We start from the raw sequence: 15,562 nt of genomic DNA on the forward strand, positions 1-15,562 counted from the left end.
CGACAAAGGAGTGAGAACAACCGTCATGCCGACACCTGCCCTCCGCTGTACGCAACAGCATCCGTCTTGGCCTTCGCAACGATCTGTTCTTGGACGATCGCCCGCACCGGATTCCCGTCGACCAACAACGTGAACTCAGCCCCAGCAAGAGATACCTGAATGGGGGCAGAAGACGACGGGCGCTGCGACTGGGTGAAGCCCATTCGATCTCCGAAGGTCTGCCAGATTCCGTGAGTGCGGTCCCTGTACTTCGGGTCAGTCGTCCCGTACATCTCGTCGTAGCCAGCTTCAGCCATGACACGGTGCTCGATCCCACCAGGCGTGGCCGGATAGATCCCAGGCAGGAAATCACCCGCCGCGAACTTCTTCACGCCGCCCTGGTAGTAGCCGCCAGTGGCGTTCGGAGTCACGTCGAACTTGCCGACCGAGAAAGACTCGAGGGTGATCCGCTTGTACCCGGGAATCGCGTCGAGGCGCGCCTTTACCTCAGCCAGCTTCGCAGCGGCCTGTTCGGCTTCGACTCGGTACTTCGTCTCGCGGTTCTCGGGCAAGTTCAGCCACGCCTGATAGACGTTCCCAAGCGCCGACGTGACCTGTGAGGCAGATCCGAGGTTCTTGTCAGCCCACGCTGTCGCCGTGGCGATGTCCTCACCCTTCGCGACACGCATCTCGATGACCTTCTGCCGGCCCTTCTCCCACTCCTCCGTTGCCGCTGCGAGAGTCCCACCGTTGTTGATGATCGCCGTAGCGGAATCGAGGTGCGACTGCTCCACCTCACGCATGGCATCACGCAGACGGATCGAGGCGTCGTTGGTCCCGTCGAGGACCGCCCCCTCCTCTTCGGCAGCCTTGGCAAGCGAGTTCAGCGACGACAGAGCGCGATCGCTCGCGTCCCCCATCGACATCGCCGCATCGCCAACATCAGTCAACGCGGTAGCGGTGCCGCGAAGCGCCTCGTCCGCCTCTGTCGCCTCTGTCTTCATCTCTGCAAGCGCGGCCTCAGCCTCAGCAGTAGACCCCGGAAGCTCGCCCATCGCGAGCTGCAGGAACTCCGTGCTGTCCGCAGCGATGCCTTGCCCTGCCGCCAGCTTCAAAATCTCGTCACGATACGCGGGCATCTCATTGAGCAGCTGTCGTGTCTGCTCGGCGGTGAGCTTGTTCTCATCCCGCAGCGCGCGGAAAGCGAGCTGCGCCTTGGGGAGATCGCTCGAGGCCATCTCCGAGAGAGCTCCGCCGTAGCGCTTGAGCGAGTCGTAGGCACCACGCTGAGAAACGGTGGTGGAAAGTGCATCCGCCCAGTTCTTCTGAGCATCGATCGCGTGGTCGAGCAGCCCAGGAAGATCCTTCAGTTCTTCGGCGTAGTCCCCGGACATGAAAGTCTCGAGCGATCCTCGCTCAAAGGCTGCGTTCAGGCTCTCTGCCGCGCTGGCAGACGTCTTGATCGCGTTGAGGATGTCCGCCTGAGCAGGCACGCCATCCTCGATCTGCTTGTTGAACAGTGCGACAGCCGCCGTAGCCGCGAAGAGCGCAACGCCCCACGGGCCACCCAGGAACGAGGAGAGGCCGCCCAAACCAGAACGCACCGCGCTGGTAACACTCGGGAGGGACTGCATCGCGACCTTGAACGCCACAACCTTCGGGATCGCAACCAGGGCCGCGCCCCCGATGAGAGCCGTGACGCCGACGACCCCGGTAAGCACACCGATGATGCCCTGAACGGGCTCGGGAATGTCTGCGAGGAAGCTCGCGAACTCCTTCAGCCCGCCCGCTGCTTCCGCGACCGCAGGCAGGAACACCGAGCCGAATGAGATCGCCGCGTCGTTGACTGCGTTCCCCGCGATCTGCATCTGCGATTCGACGGTGTTGTACCGCTTCTCCGCCTCAGTGAGCAGCGCGTTGTTCTTCTCGAACTCGCTGTTGCCCATGCCCATCGCGCCGGCGAACATGTCCGCTGCCGAGGCAGATCGCAGGAGCGCGTCGCGCATCCTGACTTCGGTGATACCGAGCTCCGACAGGACACCGAGAGTCGATGAACCCTGTGACTCTGCGTCCGACAGCCCCTTCACGAACAGCGACAGGGCCGCAGCCGGGTCAGACTTCCACTTCGCGGCGAACTCATCCGCTGACGTCCCCGCTGTCTTGGCGAACAGCTCGAGGCGTGAGCCTCCCTCCTCCACGGAGGCGGCGATGTCGATCATCACCTTGGACATGGCGGATCCGCCAGCCTCAGCCTCGATACCTACAGAAGAGAGCGCAGTGGAAAGTCCGAGAACCTGACCCTCAGTGAGCCCAACCTGCTTGCCGGCACCAGCGAGACGCATGGCCATTTCCATGATCTCGGCCTCGGTCGTGGCGTAGTTGTTGCCCAGACCGACAATGGCCGAACCGAGCTTGTCGACGTCACCCTGAGCCGTGCCCATGATGTTCATGAACCGGGCGAGCGAAGTGGCCGCGTCATTCGCTGACAGGTTGGTCGTCTCGCCGAGGTCGATCATCGTCCGTGTGAAGGCGACGACGTTCTCAGTCTTGATGCCGAGCTGTCCAGCAGCTTCGGCAACCGCGGCGATCTCGTCGTGCGAAGCGGGGAGCACAGAGGTCAGGCCGCGAAGCCCATCCTCTACTGCAGCCAGCTGCGCGGGCGTACCCTCCACAGTCTTGGTGACGCCAGCCCAGGCAGATTCCCAGCCGATCGCGGCCTTGATCGAGAGCGCCGTCATCGCGGTCATCGCTGTACCGACACCCAGGGCGACCGTTCCTAGCTGGTTGAACGCCTCGCGCTTCTGCGCAAGCTGCTCGGAGGCAGTCCCGACCTTGCGAGTCTCGCTTGCGGCTTCCTCCATGCCGCGCTTGAAATCCGCAACCTCAGCAAGCAACCGAACCTTGACGACGCGATCGGCCATACGAACACCCCCATGGCTCGCGACGAACCGCTACCATCAGGGAATGAGCACAAAACTCGGTGGCGCGCGGTTCACCTTCGCGGTGTACGTCCTCTTTGGCGCGCTCGCACTTCTGTGCATCCCTGTCGCAGTCGTCTTCTTCTTCTTCGCCCCGATGGGCGGATTCGTGTTTCTGATCGCGGCAGGAATCCTCTGGGCGCTGTCAGCCTCAGTCGGACGGTCCTACAAGGAGCTCGTCGGCAAGAATTAGTCGTCGAGTTCGACGCGGAAGCTGAGGTAGCGAAGCATCTTCTCGCCGTACTTCTTCTCGGCGGCTTCCATCCCTTCAACGCGCGCTTTCAAAGCGAAATCGGTGACAGGATCGCTCAGCTTGAAGCGACCCATGTTCTTCTTGTCCGTGGCGTCGGACATCTTCCAGCCGGTGCTGCTGCGTGGCTCATTTGCTGCTCGACGGGCGCCGAGAAGCGCCCCCACCTCGTACGGCGTGAAACGCGCCTCGGCGAAGGACACGGACAGCAGTGTCCCATCCGGGCTGTAGGTGCGCGTCTCGGTGGCGTGGCCCTGCAGTTCCCGCACTGTGACGCCGAGCTCCAGCGCGAGTTGGGCTAGCTCTGCGGCGAGCCCGTCCGTGCTTTTCCCGCCGTCTTCAACGCCTCCTGGTACCAGGAATCGTGGATCATCCACAGAGCGAAGGCGAGGTTCTCGCGGTCCTGGCGGGAGAGAGTGTCATACACCTCAGGCCATCGGTAGACCGTCTCACCATCCGCGTTCGTCGCGAGGAGATCGTCTGACTCGTCACCGTCGACCAGGACGACGCCCTGGTACTCGCGGACAGCGGAGTCAAGGTTGGTGGCCGCGTTCAGGTCCAGGCGGACTGCCTCGCGCGGAGGATGCAACAGTGTGTAGGCGCGCCAGTCGTCATCAGACATCGCGGTCATCTTCACGCCGATCTGCGCGTCGTTGAAGATCACCGGCTGCACGACCGTCTCGCGCTTCTCGGCTCGCGCGCGTGCTTTCGCGATCCCCGCGTCGATATCGATCATTCAGAGACCTCCGTTGCAAGCCGAGCTTCGAGCTCGTCGACCTTCGCAGCCCACTTCTCGCGGCCGTCTTTGAGTCCGCCGAGACGGGCGGAAAGATCGCGTCCGCGAGGTGTGCGGCGGGCTTCGCGGTTCATCGCCGCGTACTCGTCGAGCTGTGCGATGAACTGCGCCAGCAACAGCCGAGCCGTGGTCAGCTGCGCCTTCACTGGGCGCTCAGTTGCGACATCCATGAGACCTATTCCTCACCATCCTCACCAGAAGAGAGATGACCCGGGGGTGGAGCCTGGTGAGGGAAACCCCACCCCCGGAGCTTGGGGCTACGCGACGACAGCGACTTCCTGCTCGACGCGACCCGTGATCGACGGCATGGTCTGCTTGTGCGCGTCCGTGTTCGCCGTCGCCGGCACATCGACCGACGTTGCGGTGCGGATCGGCACCACGTCGTTGATCTTGTCGCCCGCCGCGAACGTGTGACCGGACTCGTAGCCGAGCGCGTGGACGATGTACCCGGCGACACCCTTCGTGCCGAGGATCGTCTCGACCTCGGTCGGCGTCTCGCGGTTGTAGACGTAGAGCAGCGTCAGCTTGTACTTCTTCGTGCCCTCAGATGAGAGCTCCTGCTCGAGCGTGTAACGCGTCGAGGTGCGCTCGTTGATGGTCGTCTCGAGCGCGTATCCGGTCGGGCCGTAAAGCCCGTACGTGATCGGGGTGCCGGCCGCGAGCTCCGCGACGGTCGGCTTCGACGGGTCTGCGATCGTGGTGCAGTGCAGCACCACGCCCATCCCGTCGTAGCCGAAAGACTCCTGCACTTCCTCGGTTGCCATTAGTTCTCCTCAGGGGTAAGCCCCTCGGAGGGGGCGTTCGAATCCTCACCAGGACTGGTCGCCTGCTTCTTCGCAGACTTCGCACGCTTGGGACGTGCGGAACTCTTCACCGGCACCGTGCCGGGAAAGTGAGAAGCCGGTCGCTGTGTAGCAACCGGCTCCGAATCGATGACCTTGTATCGGTCTGGGTGACGTTCAACCCATGACTGGGGAACGTCCACCTCATGTAGCGGCCCACCAGGAACCGCGCTGCGCACGCGAATGAACATCACGCCCTCCTTGAAACGAATTCGAATGACAGGTCGAGGTAGTGGAGGTCAGTGACCGGATCGAACCGGCCCTTCCCTTCCTCAACCCCGGGAACAAGCGACACCGGGTCACACCGACGCCCCGACACAGCCGGGATCTTCCCGATCACTGTCATCACCGCGTCGGCAAGCTCCAGGAGCCCGTCTGCGGTCGTCGCGACGATCCGCACGTCGTACCGCCACTTGGACCGGGAATCGGCCCTCTGGCGGGACGTGAACCTGTTGTCGTTGAGTTCTGCGGGTGCGTCAGGGAACAGGACAATGTAGTTCGCGCGGACGGGCTTGCCATCGACGCGACGAACGTTGTCGTACACCTTCCCCACCAGGACGGCCACGGCGAGCAGGAGCGCACGGAACGCGGCGAAGTGAGAGAACATCAGCCCTCCACCTTGTCGATCACGGCCTGCGTGATGGCGATCTCAAGGCCACGCGCGAAGTCGGCTTCGTTCGCTTCCAGGGCGTCACGTCCGGCGTGCTGTGGGGCCGCCTGCACACCACCCGGAGCATCCTCCAGGAAGCCTGCGGAAGCGCCCGCGCGACCGAGCTCAGGACCGATCTCCGCTTCGATTCCGTTGAGCGGGTACTTGATGTCGTAGAAGATCGATGACGCGTACCGCTCGGAGTAGCCATCGCCGCGGCCAACCTCGGCCCCCTGCCGCCAGTCTTCCTTCACGCTCCTGGCAGTGACCTCGAGCGCCTTCTTGATGTTCCGGTTCGCTTCCGGGGGGACCGCGGAGAGATCTGCGGCGAGTTCAGCGAGTTCGGAGAAGTCGTCAGCCATCAGCTCAGCTCCTCCAACGGGTAGCGGTAGGCGGTCACCTGTCCCCCACCGGCCGCGCCTGCGATCTTGAACCGCCGACCGACAAGCATCGGGTCATCGGATCCGCTGCACTCCACCTCGTCGTCGGTGAAGAAGCGTGCCGTGCCGAACGGGACAGACAGGTACGGTTCCTGCATCGCGACTGGGGAGCCTGTCGCCTGGGAGTTGGACACTTCGCGCGACCCCCATCGAATCCGGCCCTTGCCGGTGTACCGCTCGGCGTCGAGGACGCGCGTGGCATCCTTGGTGTCTGGGTCGATTCCGTCACGGAACTTCCCCACGAGCACCGTCTCGAACATCCGCGATTCGGCTTCAGCGCGCAGCTGCGGCAGGGCTGCAGCGATGTCTGTACCGAGGGTCACCATTCCCCCAGCTCGAAGATCGGCTTCCCCGCGATGTCTACCCCACAGGAGCAGAACGTCGCCCCGAATGCGAGGGAACACCAGGGAAGATGCTGTGACCCAACCGGGGGGATCATGTCGATCGAGAACGCGCCACTGTCATCCGGGTCAGTGAGGCCGAGAAGGGTCCACCACTCGTCGATGATGTCGATACGGCCTTTGCCCGACTGGTAGGTACGCGCTGTCGTGCCGTCGTCAACGGTCACAGAGACTTGTGTCGCGTCGTCTGGACGCTTGATGTACGCGGCGACAGCTTCACGCACCACGTAGTCGAGCTTCACCTCGGAGATCGTCGACATGTCGACGTCGAGCTCCTCGGCTCGGTTCTGGATGAGCATCAACGCATCGTCGATGTCCATGTCCCACTGCTGCTCCGTGATGGAGCCAGGTTCGGGGGCGGCCCTGCCGAGCTTGACCGCGATCATTGCGGGAGTCACAGTCATGACCGCCCCCTTCCCTAGTTAGTCCTCTTCGGACTCCTCTTCGCCGGATTCCTCTTCGTCCTCCGAGCCGGACGCACCAGCGGCAACGATGACCGCGAGAATGTCGTCCTTCTTGGTGGCATCGCCGAGGTCAATCCCGTTCTCCTCGGCATGAGCCTTGAGATCCGCGACCTTCCATGACTTGTCGGGAGCGTCCGATCGCTCCACGGCCTGCTTCGCGTCCACATCGGCCCACTGAGAGTCGGACACGATCGGGTGGTCATCGCGAACGTTGACCACCACCCCAGTGACGATGTTCAGGAGACGCATCAGCCCGCGACCTTGTCCACGATCAGCGCGAACGCGTCGAGGTCCGCGATCCCCCAGCCGTAGACAACCTCTGCGCGGAACGCGACCTGGTTGTTGCGCTTGAGGTCGCCCTGGCCATCCGGGTCGCCGTAGCGAATGAGCTCGAGGCCGAGCGCACGCTGCACGCCCCAGCGGAAGGCGGAGAAGTCTCCGACGATGCCGAGGATGTTCGACGCGACTGCGAGGACGCCGGCGCCGCCGACCGTGCGGGACACCGACGCGCGGTGGCCTTCCAGCTCGGAGGGATCCAGCGACAGGCGGAAGTTCGGGTAGAGCTTCTGCTCGCTGTTCACGCCACGCAGGGCAGAGAACTTCGCAGCAAACGCCGGGTCGAGGGCGATGTCGCTCGGAGTGTAGCCATCAGCGAGAACGAGCGCGTCAGCGGCGTCGAGGTTCGCGTAGGGCTTATCCGAAGCGACGCGCTCAACCTGGTTGGTTGCGGCGGAGAGCTTCTGCGTGATCGAGGCCGCGACGGCACCGGTCTTCGGGTTGACACCGTGGATGCCACCGAAGTCCAGGGCACGCGAGAGCGCCGGCTGGATCTGAGCGAGGATGCTCTCGACAGCCTGCAGCTGGTGATCCTCGTCCGCCCAGATGACTTCCTCGTTCATGCGAACGGTCTTCTGGAACTTGTGAGGCTCGACGGTCTGGATCTTCTTCGTGATGTCGTTGGAGGACTTCTGCCCGCCCTCGGACACCAGCTCGGCTTCACCCGAGTCGAAGATCATCGCCTTGCCGGTGCCGAACTTCTGCGGCTCGGAAGGCGACAGGGTCGCGATGGTCGAGCCCGCGGCGACCTTGCCGAGCCACGGGTCGATGATGTGATCGGGGAGCTCAAGGAACCCCGTTGCAAGTGCAGCCATGTGGCTACCTCCCTATTCGGTCTGTGCCGACGCGAACAGGCTGCGGGTGAACTCCCGCATGTCCTTGTCCTTGTCCGGCGTGGTTGTGGTGCCGCCCTCTTTTCGGGCGACGTTGCCGTTCTTCTTCTGATCCGCGATGCGCCCCGCGACCCGTTCGGCCTGCTTGGTCATCGCCTCTTCGTCGGAACCAGTGAGGAGCAGTTCGGCGTCGGAAGGCTCGCCCTTGGCGCCCTTCTCGGTGCTGATGCCGAACTTCGCCGCGACTCGGGTGCGTGCAGCCTCGGATCGTGTGGTGCTGAGTTCGCTTTCCAGCGTGCCCAGCCGATCCTCGAGCGTCTTCGCCCCGTCTGCCTTCGCTTTCAGGTCGGGGTAGTCCGCGTACTTCGCTTCGACACGTTGGACGCGTTCCTGCACGATGCGGTTTACCTCGGCCTGCTGTTCGGGCGTGAACGTCTTTCCCTCGGCGGGCTTCGGCTCGCCCCCCGCGCCAGGATTCGGCTCGGGGTTGGGAGTTCCTTCGGTCATTGGTTCCATCCGTTTCTGTGCCGTCGCACGTCAGAACCCCGAAACTGTCGGGTACAGCCCACCGAGGCGGGAAGTCAATCGGGGTAGTTCCCCTTGAGGTAGTCGCGCAGGAACGCCTTCTCCTTGGCGGTGCGCCGGCGCTTCGACGCCAGGTACTGAGCGGTGTCAGCCTCGGGGCCGATCTCGCCACCCTGGAAGACGGGAGCAGCGGTGCACATGCAGTCGTCGTGAGCCGCGAACGTGGCCGTCTCCTTGCGGTACACGGCGCCACGGTCAGCGAGCATCCGGCAGAAGCTGCACGACTTCGAGTCACGCGTGATCCGCTTCCACCCGACGCACGCCGGATCCTGCTTCCGATTCGCGATGATCGTGTCCCGGTACGGGCGCGCCATCTCCGTTCGCATCAACTGTGCGAACCGCGCGGCCGCGAGCTCGTCGTCGTCGATCGACAACGGATCCGATGCCCACGCGACACCTCTGCGGATCTTCACCGTCCGGTCGAGGACCACCGGAGTCGCGCTGTACGCACCCTCGGCGACCCCGAAACGGGAATCATCGTAGAGATCCGCGGCCAGTGCAGCGGACCCCTCCGAGTAGTACGCGAGAACCCCAGGTATCGTGTCGAGAAGCTGCAGCCGACGCGACTCCCATGACCCGGAGGACCGGCGCAGCATCCACCGCACCTGATCTTCCGCGTCATCACCCAGCAGGGTTAGGAGCTGCTTGGACTCGAGTGGCGTCACCATTCGCGACCTCCGCTTGACGTGCCGCTATCAGGGACTCGGCCGACTGGCGACCACGCATCTTGTCCCGATCCGCCTGCAGTCGGGCGATCTGCTGAGTGCTGAACCCGAGAACCTCGAGACCCACCTCAGTGTCACGAACCCACTCAGGAGCCGCGGCGATCTGCTTCGCGCCGGCGTCGGCCTGCGACGCCTTGGACAGGTACATCGGCGACCGCCACTTGGTGTCGATCGACGCCCACTCCTTCGGAATCTCCGACAGGCCGTTCTGGATAGCGAGCGCGGTCATCACTCGGCGACGGATCGGAACAGACCAGTCATCCGTCGCACCCTCCGCCTCAGCGATGAGATCTTCACGCCCAGCGATGTAGGAGCCCTCGGAAGTCGGGTTCGCCATGTCGGTGAGCGCGAACGCAGCGTCAGGAAGGTCGTACTCGCGCGCCTCGAGCTTCGCCAGCGCATTCAGGTCCGCGAGATGCGGCGCCGGGGACTGCGCGGCGATGTGCTCGACGGCGGCGCGGCCGCCCTCAATCACGTCACCGCGCTCATCAACCGCATCGGGCAGCATAAGGGCTCGGCCCAGTGCGACCTGCCACGCGGCCTTGTACGATCCGTCAGCATTCTTGAACATCGACTCGTTGGCACCGAGCAAGATGAGCTGCGGGATCGCGTAGATGTCCATGTGCGCTTCGAGGCGGACGAGCTCGCGAATCGCGGCGTACTGGTGAGAGATCGCAGCCGGCGTGATCCTGGAACGTCCCATGCGCTTCGATGACCGCGGCTTGTAAACGAGCGGATCGACCGGGACATGCCATGGGTGTTCGGAGCGGTCGATCTCCCACTTGCCGTCCACGATGTCGGCGTTGATCGTCTCGCCGTCGAGGTACAGCACGAGCCCGGTGATCTTGTTCCGCTCACGCGAGGTCACCGAGAGCAGGTTGTCGAGACGACGCTTCCGGTTGTTCCACTCGCCGGTCGCGTTGAGCGCGTCCTTCGCGTGAACCAGCGCCTTCGGCTCATCCTCGCCACCCTGCGTCGTGATCAGGTAGGAGATTCCGTGGATGAGAGAGTCCGTGCGCCCCTGGGACAGCTCGGAACGGAGGAAGTTCGAGTCCTCGAGTTCCTGCATTCCGAGCGCGTCCAGGTCGCCGTCAGCCCACACCATCTCGTCGAGGTTGCACCGGCGAGCGAGACCATCGACGCCCTTCGCTGTCCACCCCAGGGCCAGCCCCAGCCGGTGGTACTGCGGTGGAATGATCGTCCCCACCTGACGGATAGCGGACTTCCCGTCGTACAGGTCAGAACGCTTCTTGTTGTGAGGTGACTTGTCCTCCAGCTGCTTCGCGAGGAAGTTCAGGTCCACCGTCTCGTCGTCAGAGAGTCCCGGGACTCGCAGAGTCTCATCAACCATGCGGTCCCCCATCCCTACAGCACCAAAGCCGTACGTTCCGTTGCGCGGCGCCGCGTCGGGCGTTCCACGTCGTCCTTCTGAGCACCCCACAGGGCGAGAGTCGCTGACACGATCGGAGTGATGTCCGACTCTGCGTCCTTCCGGTTCCACGCCCACGCGCCAGCGAGCGGGCGCTTCCGGGCGAGGGAAAGGGCCACGTTCAGTTGCGGCTGGTCCGTGTGCCGAAGCTTCGGTGAAGGCTCCATCACTCCGTCGAAGAACTGCCCGCACGCGATCGCCATATCCCGGCCCTCAGCAGCAGCGAGCGTCACCACAACATCGGTTCCGACCAGATAGTTCCGGCCGCGTCGCTCCTCGACGAGTCCGGTCATCTCATCCACGACGACCGCGTGCAGCTGATTGCGTTCCGCACGAGCTTTCACCCACGCAGACACCCACTCCACCGACCGCTTCTGCTCATCGAGCTCCACGTGCCACAAACCATCAGCACGCTGACCAGCCAGAGACACCGAAGCCACCGAGCGATCCGGGGCGACATCGATCGCAAGTGTGATCCGATCGATCGCCATCGACGCGGGATCCTTGACAGCACCCCACGAGTTGTCATCGATGACCTGCCCGGAATCGAGCGCGTCGTAGATGCCCATCGCTTCGCGCTTGAATGAGTCCTCGTTCTTGAGCTGCTTCCGCATGCGGAGCATCGACTCGAGCGGCGTGCGGTGCGGGAAGGACGGATTCGCTTTCGCCCACTGCGCCCGGTCATCCGGATCGGCATCCTTGTCCGCTGAGAACTCGACGTACACCATGTCGTCGGACAGACCCACGACCTGATCGAGCGGCTTGACCTCGAGCGCCTCGCTGCGACGCCCCAGCCATTCCTCACCAGGATCGGTGGGCCGTGGCGGTGTGCCCATGAAGAACAGAAGTGCGCCGGCCGGCTGGCGGGACTGGTTCGTCGCCGCCACCATGTCTTCGAGCGCCTTCTCGCCGAGGATCTGCGCCTCGTCGAACACCTCGACGTCGACCTCATCGAAACCACGGCCGAAACCACCCTCGCGGGCGCCGAACATGATCACCGAACCGTTGCGGAACCGGATTTCTTGTTCGCCATTCGCTGTTCGAATGCCGTCATTGCGCCCAGCGGCGAGATGACCACGGATCTTCTTCTTCCGGACCATGCCCTGCATCGTCTGGAAAGTCTTCGTGGCCGTCTTCGTCCGGTGTGCCGTCCACAGAACCGTCATCTTCGGGTTCAGGATGCACAGGGCGATGATGATCATGCCGACGAGGAACGTCTTGCCGACCTGACGCGGGATCGAGAGGACAATGCCACCGATCGTCGCCGCGTACTTGCCGTCCTTCGACTTGCCCAGTGCCACCGTGCCGATGCCGTGCTGCCACTCGTCAAACTTGACGCCCATCGCGGCGCACTGGGCAACCACTCGAGGCCACGCCGTCGACACGATCCCCTTGGGGTAGACCACGTGGCGGGCGAGGTCAGTGAGCTTCGGTTCAGATCGCGGCGGCGTCGAACTCTCCGTCTTCGACATTCGCGCCGCCCTCCGCGTCTTCCTCGCCGCCGCGCTGCAACGCCTCAATCTCCTTCGACAGAAGCGAGAGCTGACGGTGAAGCGCAGCCTTCGCCGGCCCCTTCTCATCAGGGAGGTCATTCGCGATCTCGCGACGCTGCGCAAGAAGGATCTGCAAGTAGTCACCCGACTCGATCGCCTCAGCGAGAGTCAGAATCTTCGGCGGCTCCGGCACCTCATCAGCCTTCACCGCCCGAAGAACAGACGTTCGATTCTTCATCACGGCCCCTTTCGAGGAAACGAAAAAAAGACCAGAGAGAGAGAACGGCAAGCCCCGGAGACCCGCTGTCGATGCGGGTGAGGGGGCACTCCCCCTGGGGTTCGGAGTCGTGTTCGAAGGTCAGTTGAGTGTGCCTGACCTCTTGATGATCGGGGCTACCAGGCGTGCGCGCTTCTTGCTGTTGCATCGCCAGTGTGCAGGCTGTGCGTTGCTCAGGTCGTGACGTCCGCCCTTGTCGATGGGGATGTCATGGTCGGCAACGAATGCTTCAGGGTTTGGTTTGCGTGTCCCTGGCAGGAAGTATGGGATCGTGTAGTCGATGGGTTCACCGCAGATGCGGCAGTTTCCCCCGAGGCGGCGTACGTGCTCCCTCATGCGGTTCTGCATGTTGCTGTTGCGGCGGACCATCGCGCCCACCTCCTCAGTCGTAGCCGAGTTGGTAGCTGACACCGTGCCTGTCGTCCCCGCTGTGCTCGTATCCCGTGAGGTGATCGTGGGTGCAGCAGGTGTCGGCGTCGGCTGGGGATGGCCATGGGGTGCCGCACTGGGGCAGGTGTGGGGCGCCATGTCAGTCGTCTTCCCACCTGTGCATGGGGCGCATGATGCGGGGGCTGACGTGGTTCTTGCGGGCTGCGATGTTCTCGGCGTGGCATTCCTCTTCGCAGGCCATCATGGCGGCGTAGGTGTGCCGGTCGATGCCGCAGAGCTCGCAGACGTAGGCGCTCATGGTTCGTCCGTGTATGCGTCGATGCGGGCTGTGAGGTTGGCGATGCCTGTCTCGTAGCCGCGGATGATGTTGACGAGTTCGCGCTTGTCGAGGCGGTGAAGGTCACGGCGCCGCTGGAGGTCATTCGGCTGGTGTGCGGCGTTGACTTCGCGAATGTCACTCATCAGTCGCCTCTCGAGAGTGCCCATCCGAGGGCAGGTTTCCAAATGATGTGGGCGAGAATCGAGAGGCTGATGCCGGCGACGATGCCGAGCGTGAGTTTCATTCCCGCTCCCTGCATGAGATGGGATTAATAGCCGTATTGGCTATTCGATTACGCCGATCGCTTCCCCGTGTTTGGTGGGGTGGAGTCGAAGGAAAGGAGAGGGTGCCGAGCTTTGCTTACGCGGGTGCACGGCGGACCTCGATAGCACCTTGCGGTGTCGCATACCTCCCAGGAATCGAACCTGGTACGGCGCGGTTTTGGAGACCGCCGCTCTGCCAATGAGCTAGAGGCATGTACTCGGCCACGCCATCACGCGGGCACCGAGTGTGTTCAGTTGGTGAGCTCCCGTCATGGGGTGCTCTATGTGCCGCGTGTCATTGCGGCGTCCTGCGACCGAGCTAACCGCGACTCTGGGTCAACGATCTGCCGGGAGGCTTGGGGATTTCTTCTCGCGGTATCGGGCTTTTGCCTCTCGGCTGCATGGCCTGCAAGCGCGACCGGTCTTCGTCCGGATTGTGTTCGCAGGCGTGAACTCATGTCCATGTATGCAGTGCGTCTTGGTGGAGTTGCGCGCCGCGATGGTTGAGGATGTCGCCAGGAGGTTGGCCCGTTGCGAGACCGCCTCAAGGTGCCTGGGATTCACGCAGCTCCGGTTCTCGCATACGTGATGGATAACAACGTCAGTGTCGAGGAGCGGTCCGTTGGAAATCACCCACGCAACGCGGTGAGCCGCGTACTCGCGCCCCGCGAAGCGCAGATGCCCGTACCCTCGCTTGGCTTTGATCCTGTACTCATGACACCCGCTTGGGGTCTCCTGTATCCCCGCGGCGAGACGCTCGCGAGCGTGGAGGGGAACATCGCTCAATGAGTTAGCATTCTTCATATCGACTCCTTGAAGTCGGTCACCGCCCCGAGCTGTTGGTAGCAGCGTCGGGGCTTCTTAACGAGAAGTAGCCCCTTACGGGGGCCAGGCGGATCGTTTCGCGGATCAGGCGTGAAAGCAAGAAGCCGCCCTCGTGTGAGTGGCGGCTTAGGGGGCTGGGAACATAGTTCTTGAGCCTCGCGGCTACTGTAGCAGGTTTTGCAGATTACTTCCTCGGGCGTCCCGGTGTTTTCTTGGATGCGTTTCTGAGGTCTCGGATGTTGTACCAGATGACATCACCGGGCCTGACGGTGCGGACGGTTCCTTCTCTGGCCCACCGGTAGATGGTGTGGGTGGATCTGCCAGTGATTGTGGTGGCTTCGTCAAGCTGCACCCAGTCGTCTAGTGCGCCCAATGGCTTCCTCCGTTCGTTTGATCTCGGCGTTGACGAGTTCGACGAGGGTCTTGAACTCGTCCTCGGTGTAGGTGCGTGCGCATTCGGTGCACGCGATCTTGACGGGCTGCCAGATGCCTACCGGTGGCGTGTAGCGGATGGTCTCGCCGGCGCAGCCTTGGCAGCGAACGTGGCGGACCTTGCGGGGCTTGTCCTCGATCGGCCAGCGTGCCATCGCGGTTTCGACCTCACGGGTGAAGTCTCGTGCGGTCATGGCGCCGATGTCGTCGTTGGCGATGTCTTCGAGGTTGGCCCAGTATCGGAGCTCGCGGGAGAGCCTGGTGATCTCTTCGGCCGCGAGCCACGTCGGCGGAATGCCGACTGGGTGGTTCGATGACGGGGCGCGCACTTCCTCGACTCCGCCCTTGATGTACCCGGCGACGCGGAACCATGGGACGACCTTCTGTGAGTTGTGCACGGCTTTCTGGAACCGGTCGAACTCTTCCCAGGTGAGGTAGCCGACGTTTGCATGATCGCTCATTTTGCGGCTCCCTCGATCGGTTTGGCGTTGAGGATGGCTTCGGCTTCCTCCGGGGTGATGAACGTCACGAGTTCGACGGTCAGCTGGACTCCATCGCCCCAGCCCTCCATGCGCCATCCTTCGCGGGTCATCTTCATGCCCGCGTTGGGGAGCTCGAACAGTGCACCGATTCGTTCAGCGATGTTCTTACGTTGCTCGTCCGTGTAGTGCGTGACGATCGCCATTACTCGCCCTCCTTCGTGTCGTGGCATGCGCACTCGCAGGCGCATGGTCGATCGGTGGTGTTGTTCCATGCGTCGCACGTACAGGCCGCACACTTCCCGTCCCTGCAGTCGGGGCCGAGGACGTCAGGCATCGGTCGCTCCTTCAGCCTGGATGAAATGCACCAGCCTCAG

The 15,562-nt window shown here is 63.4% G+C and carries 23 protein-coding genes and 1 tRNA gene; 1 reads left to right on the forward strand and 23 read right to left on the reverse strand.

Features of this window, described 5'->3' with window-relative positions; all coding sequences use genetic code 11:
- Nucleotides 1–23 precede the first annotated feature (23 nt).
- Nucleotides 24–2,900 (reverse strand): phage tail tape measure protein, encoded by a 2,877-nt coding sequence (locus HDC31_RS12875; protein ID WP_113680882.1) that lies wholly within the window; start codon nt 2,898–2,900, stop codon nt 24–26.
- Between the two features lie 43 nt (nt 2,901–2,943).
- Between HDC31_RS12875 and HDC31_RS12880 the strand changes: the two genes are divergently transcribed.
- Nucleotides 2,944–3,150 (forward strand): hypothetical protein, encoded by a 207-nt coding sequence (locus HDC31_RS12880; protein WP_113680883.1) that lies wholly within the window; start codon nt 2,944–2,946, stop codon nt 3,148–3,150.
- Here HDC31_RS12880 and HDC31_RS12885 read toward each other — a convergent pair.
- From HDC31_RS12885 to HDC31_RS12990, 22 genes are all read right to left on the reverse strand, one after another.
- Complete coding sequence (locus HDC31_RS12885; RefSeq protein ID WP_179516175.1) at nt 3,147–3,584, reverse strand: hypothetical protein; 438 nt, start codon at nt 3,582–3,584, stop codon at nt 3,147–3,149. The two genes, HDC31_RS12880 and HDC31_RS12885, sit on opposite strands and share 4 nt — an antisense overlap.
- Complete coding sequence (locus HDC31_RS12890) at nt 3,506–3,943, reverse strand: hypothetical protein (protein ID WP_113680885.1); 438 nt, start codon at nt 3,941–3,943, stop codon at nt 3,506–3,508. The genes HDC31_RS12885 and HDC31_RS12890 overlap by 79 nt, the downstream gene beginning before the upstream one ends.
- Nucleotides 3,940–4,173: a hypothetical protein gene (locus HDC31_RS12895; protein ID WP_147251254.1), complete on the reverse strand. Its 234-nt coding sequence runs from the start codon at nt 4,171–4,173 to the stop codon at nt 3,940–3,942. Before HDC31_RS12895 ends, HDC31_RS12890 begins: the two co-directional genes overlap by 4 nt.
- Before the next feature lie 87 nt (nt 4,174–4,260).
- Nucleotides 4,261–4,767, reverse strand: coding sequence for a hypothetical protein (locus HDC31_RS12900; RefSeq protein ID WP_113680887.1), 507 nt, complete (start codon nt 4,765–4,767; stop codon nt 4,261–4,263).
- A gap of 268 nt (nt 4,768–5,035) precedes the next feature.
- Nucleotides 5,036–5,452, reverse strand: a complete 417-nt coding sequence (locus HDC31_RS12905) for a hypothetical protein (RefSeq protein ID WP_113680888.1) — start codon at nt 5,450–5,452, stop codon at nt 5,036–5,038.
- Complete coding sequence (locus HDC31_RS12910) at nt 5,452–5,856, reverse strand: hypothetical protein (protein WP_113680889.1); 405 nt, start codon at nt 5,854–5,856, stop codon at nt 5,452–5,454. The genes HDC31_RS12905 and HDC31_RS12910 overlap by 1 nt, the downstream gene beginning before the upstream one ends.
- Nucleotides 5,856–6,260 carry a DUF6093 family protein gene (locus HDC31_RS12915; protein ID WP_113680890.1) on the reverse strand — a complete coding sequence of 135 codons (405 nt, stop codon included), beginning with the start codon at nt 6,258–6,260 and terminating at the stop codon, nt 5,856–5,858. The genes HDC31_RS12910 and HDC31_RS12915 overlap by 1 nt, the downstream gene beginning before the upstream one ends.
- Nucleotides 6,254–6,739, reverse strand: coding sequence for a hypothetical protein (locus tag HDC31_RS12920; protein ID WP_147251255.1), 486 nt, complete (start codon nt 6,737–6,739; stop codon nt 6,254–6,256). Before HDC31_RS12920 ends, HDC31_RS12915 begins: the two co-directional genes overlap by 7 nt.
- 18 nt (nt 6,740–6,757) lie before the next feature.
- Nucleotides 6,758–7,048 carry a hypothetical protein gene (locus HDC31_RS12925; RefSeq protein WP_113680892.1) on the reverse strand — a complete coding sequence of 97 codons (291 nt, stop codon included), beginning with the start codon at nt 7,046–7,048 and terminating at the stop codon, nt 6,758–6,760.
- Nucleotides 7,048–7,950 (reverse strand): phage major capsid protein, encoded by a 903-nt coding sequence (locus HDC31_RS12930; RefSeq protein ID WP_113680893.1) that lies wholly within the window; start codon nt 7,948–7,950, stop codon nt 7,048–7,050. Before HDC31_RS12930 ends, HDC31_RS12925 begins: the two co-directional genes overlap by 1 nt.
- Nucleotides 7,951–7,962: 12 nt before the next feature.
- The gene (locus HDC31_RS12935) at nt 7,963–8,475 is read right to left on the reverse strand and encodes a hypothetical protein (protein ID WP_179516177.1); all 513 of its coding nucleotides are present in this window, start codon (nt 8,473–8,475) and stop codon (nt 7,963–7,965) included.
- Between the two features lie 74 nt (nt 8,476–8,549).
- Nucleotides 8,550–9,221 (reverse strand): hypothetical protein, encoded by a 672-nt coding sequence (locus HDC31_RS12940; RefSeq protein WP_113680894.1) that lies wholly within the window; start codon nt 9,219–9,221, stop codon nt 8,550–8,552.
- Entirely contained in the window at nt 9,175–10,629 is a 1,455-nt protein-coding gene (locus tag HDC31_RS12945) for a phage portal protein (protein ID WP_179516178.1), read from the reverse strand. Before HDC31_RS12945 ends, HDC31_RS12940 begins: the two co-directional genes overlap by 47 nt.
- Nucleotides 10,630–10,643: 14 nt before the next feature.
- Nucleotides 10,644–12,050, reverse strand: coding sequence for a terminase (locus HDC31_RS12950; RefSeq protein ID WP_181800699.1), 1,407 nt, complete (start codon nt 12,048–12,050; stop codon nt 10,644–10,646).
- Nucleotides 12,051–12,141: 91 nt separating this feature from the next.
- Nucleotides 12,142–12,489 (reverse strand): hypothetical protein, encoded by a 348-nt coding sequence (locus HDC31_RS12955; protein ID WP_147251257.1) that lies wholly within the window; start codon nt 12,487–12,489, stop codon nt 12,142–12,144.
- Between the two features lie 69 nt (nt 12,490–12,558).
- The gene (locus HDC31_RS12960; RefSeq protein WP_179516180.1) at nt 12,559–12,846 is read right to left on the reverse strand and encodes an HNH endonuclease; all 288 of its coding nucleotides are present in this window, start codon (nt 12,844–12,846) and stop codon (nt 12,559–12,561) included.
- 160 nt (nt 12,847–13,006) lie between these two features.
- Complete coding sequence (locus tag HDC31_RS12965) at nt 13,007–13,165, reverse strand: hypothetical protein (protein ID WP_179516181.1); 159 nt, start codon at nt 13,163–13,165, stop codon at nt 13,007–13,009.
- Nucleotides 13,162–13,329, reverse strand: a complete 168-nt coding sequence (locus HDC31_RS12970; protein ID WP_179516182.1) for a hypothetical protein — start codon at nt 13,327–13,329, stop codon at nt 13,162–13,164. The genes HDC31_RS12965 and HDC31_RS12970 overlap by 4 nt, the downstream gene beginning before the upstream one ends.
- A gap of 261 nt (nt 13,330–13,590) precedes the next feature.
- Nucleotides 13,591–13,663: transfer RNA gene (locus HDC31_RS12975), tRNA-Trp, on the reverse strand.
- Between the two features lie 122 nt (nt 13,664–13,785).
- The gene (locus HDC31_RS20590; RefSeq protein ID WP_113680897.1) at nt 13,786–14,253 is read right to left on the reverse strand and encodes an HNH endonuclease signature motif containing protein; all 468 of its coding nucleotides are present in this window, start codon (nt 14,251–14,253) and stop codon (nt 13,786–13,788) included.
- 362 nt (nt 14,254–14,615) lie between these two features.
- Entirely contained in the window at nt 14,616–15,167 is a 552-nt protein-coding gene (locus HDC31_RS12985) for a hypothetical protein (RefSeq protein WP_113680898.1), read from the reverse strand.
- Entirely contained in the window at nt 15,164–15,391 is a 228-nt protein-coding gene (locus tag HDC31_RS12990; RefSeq protein WP_113680899.1) for a hypothetical protein, read from the reverse strand. The genes HDC31_RS12985 and HDC31_RS12990 overlap by 4 nt, the downstream gene beginning before the upstream one ends.
- Nucleotides 15,392–15,562 lie beyond the last annotated feature (171 nt).

It is taken from the genome of Microbacterium sp. JAI119, assembly GCF_013410135.1.
GTDB classification, from domain to species: domain Bacteria; phylum Actinomycetota; class Actinomycetes; order Actinomycetales; family Microbacteriaceae; genus Microbacterium; species Microbacterium oxydans.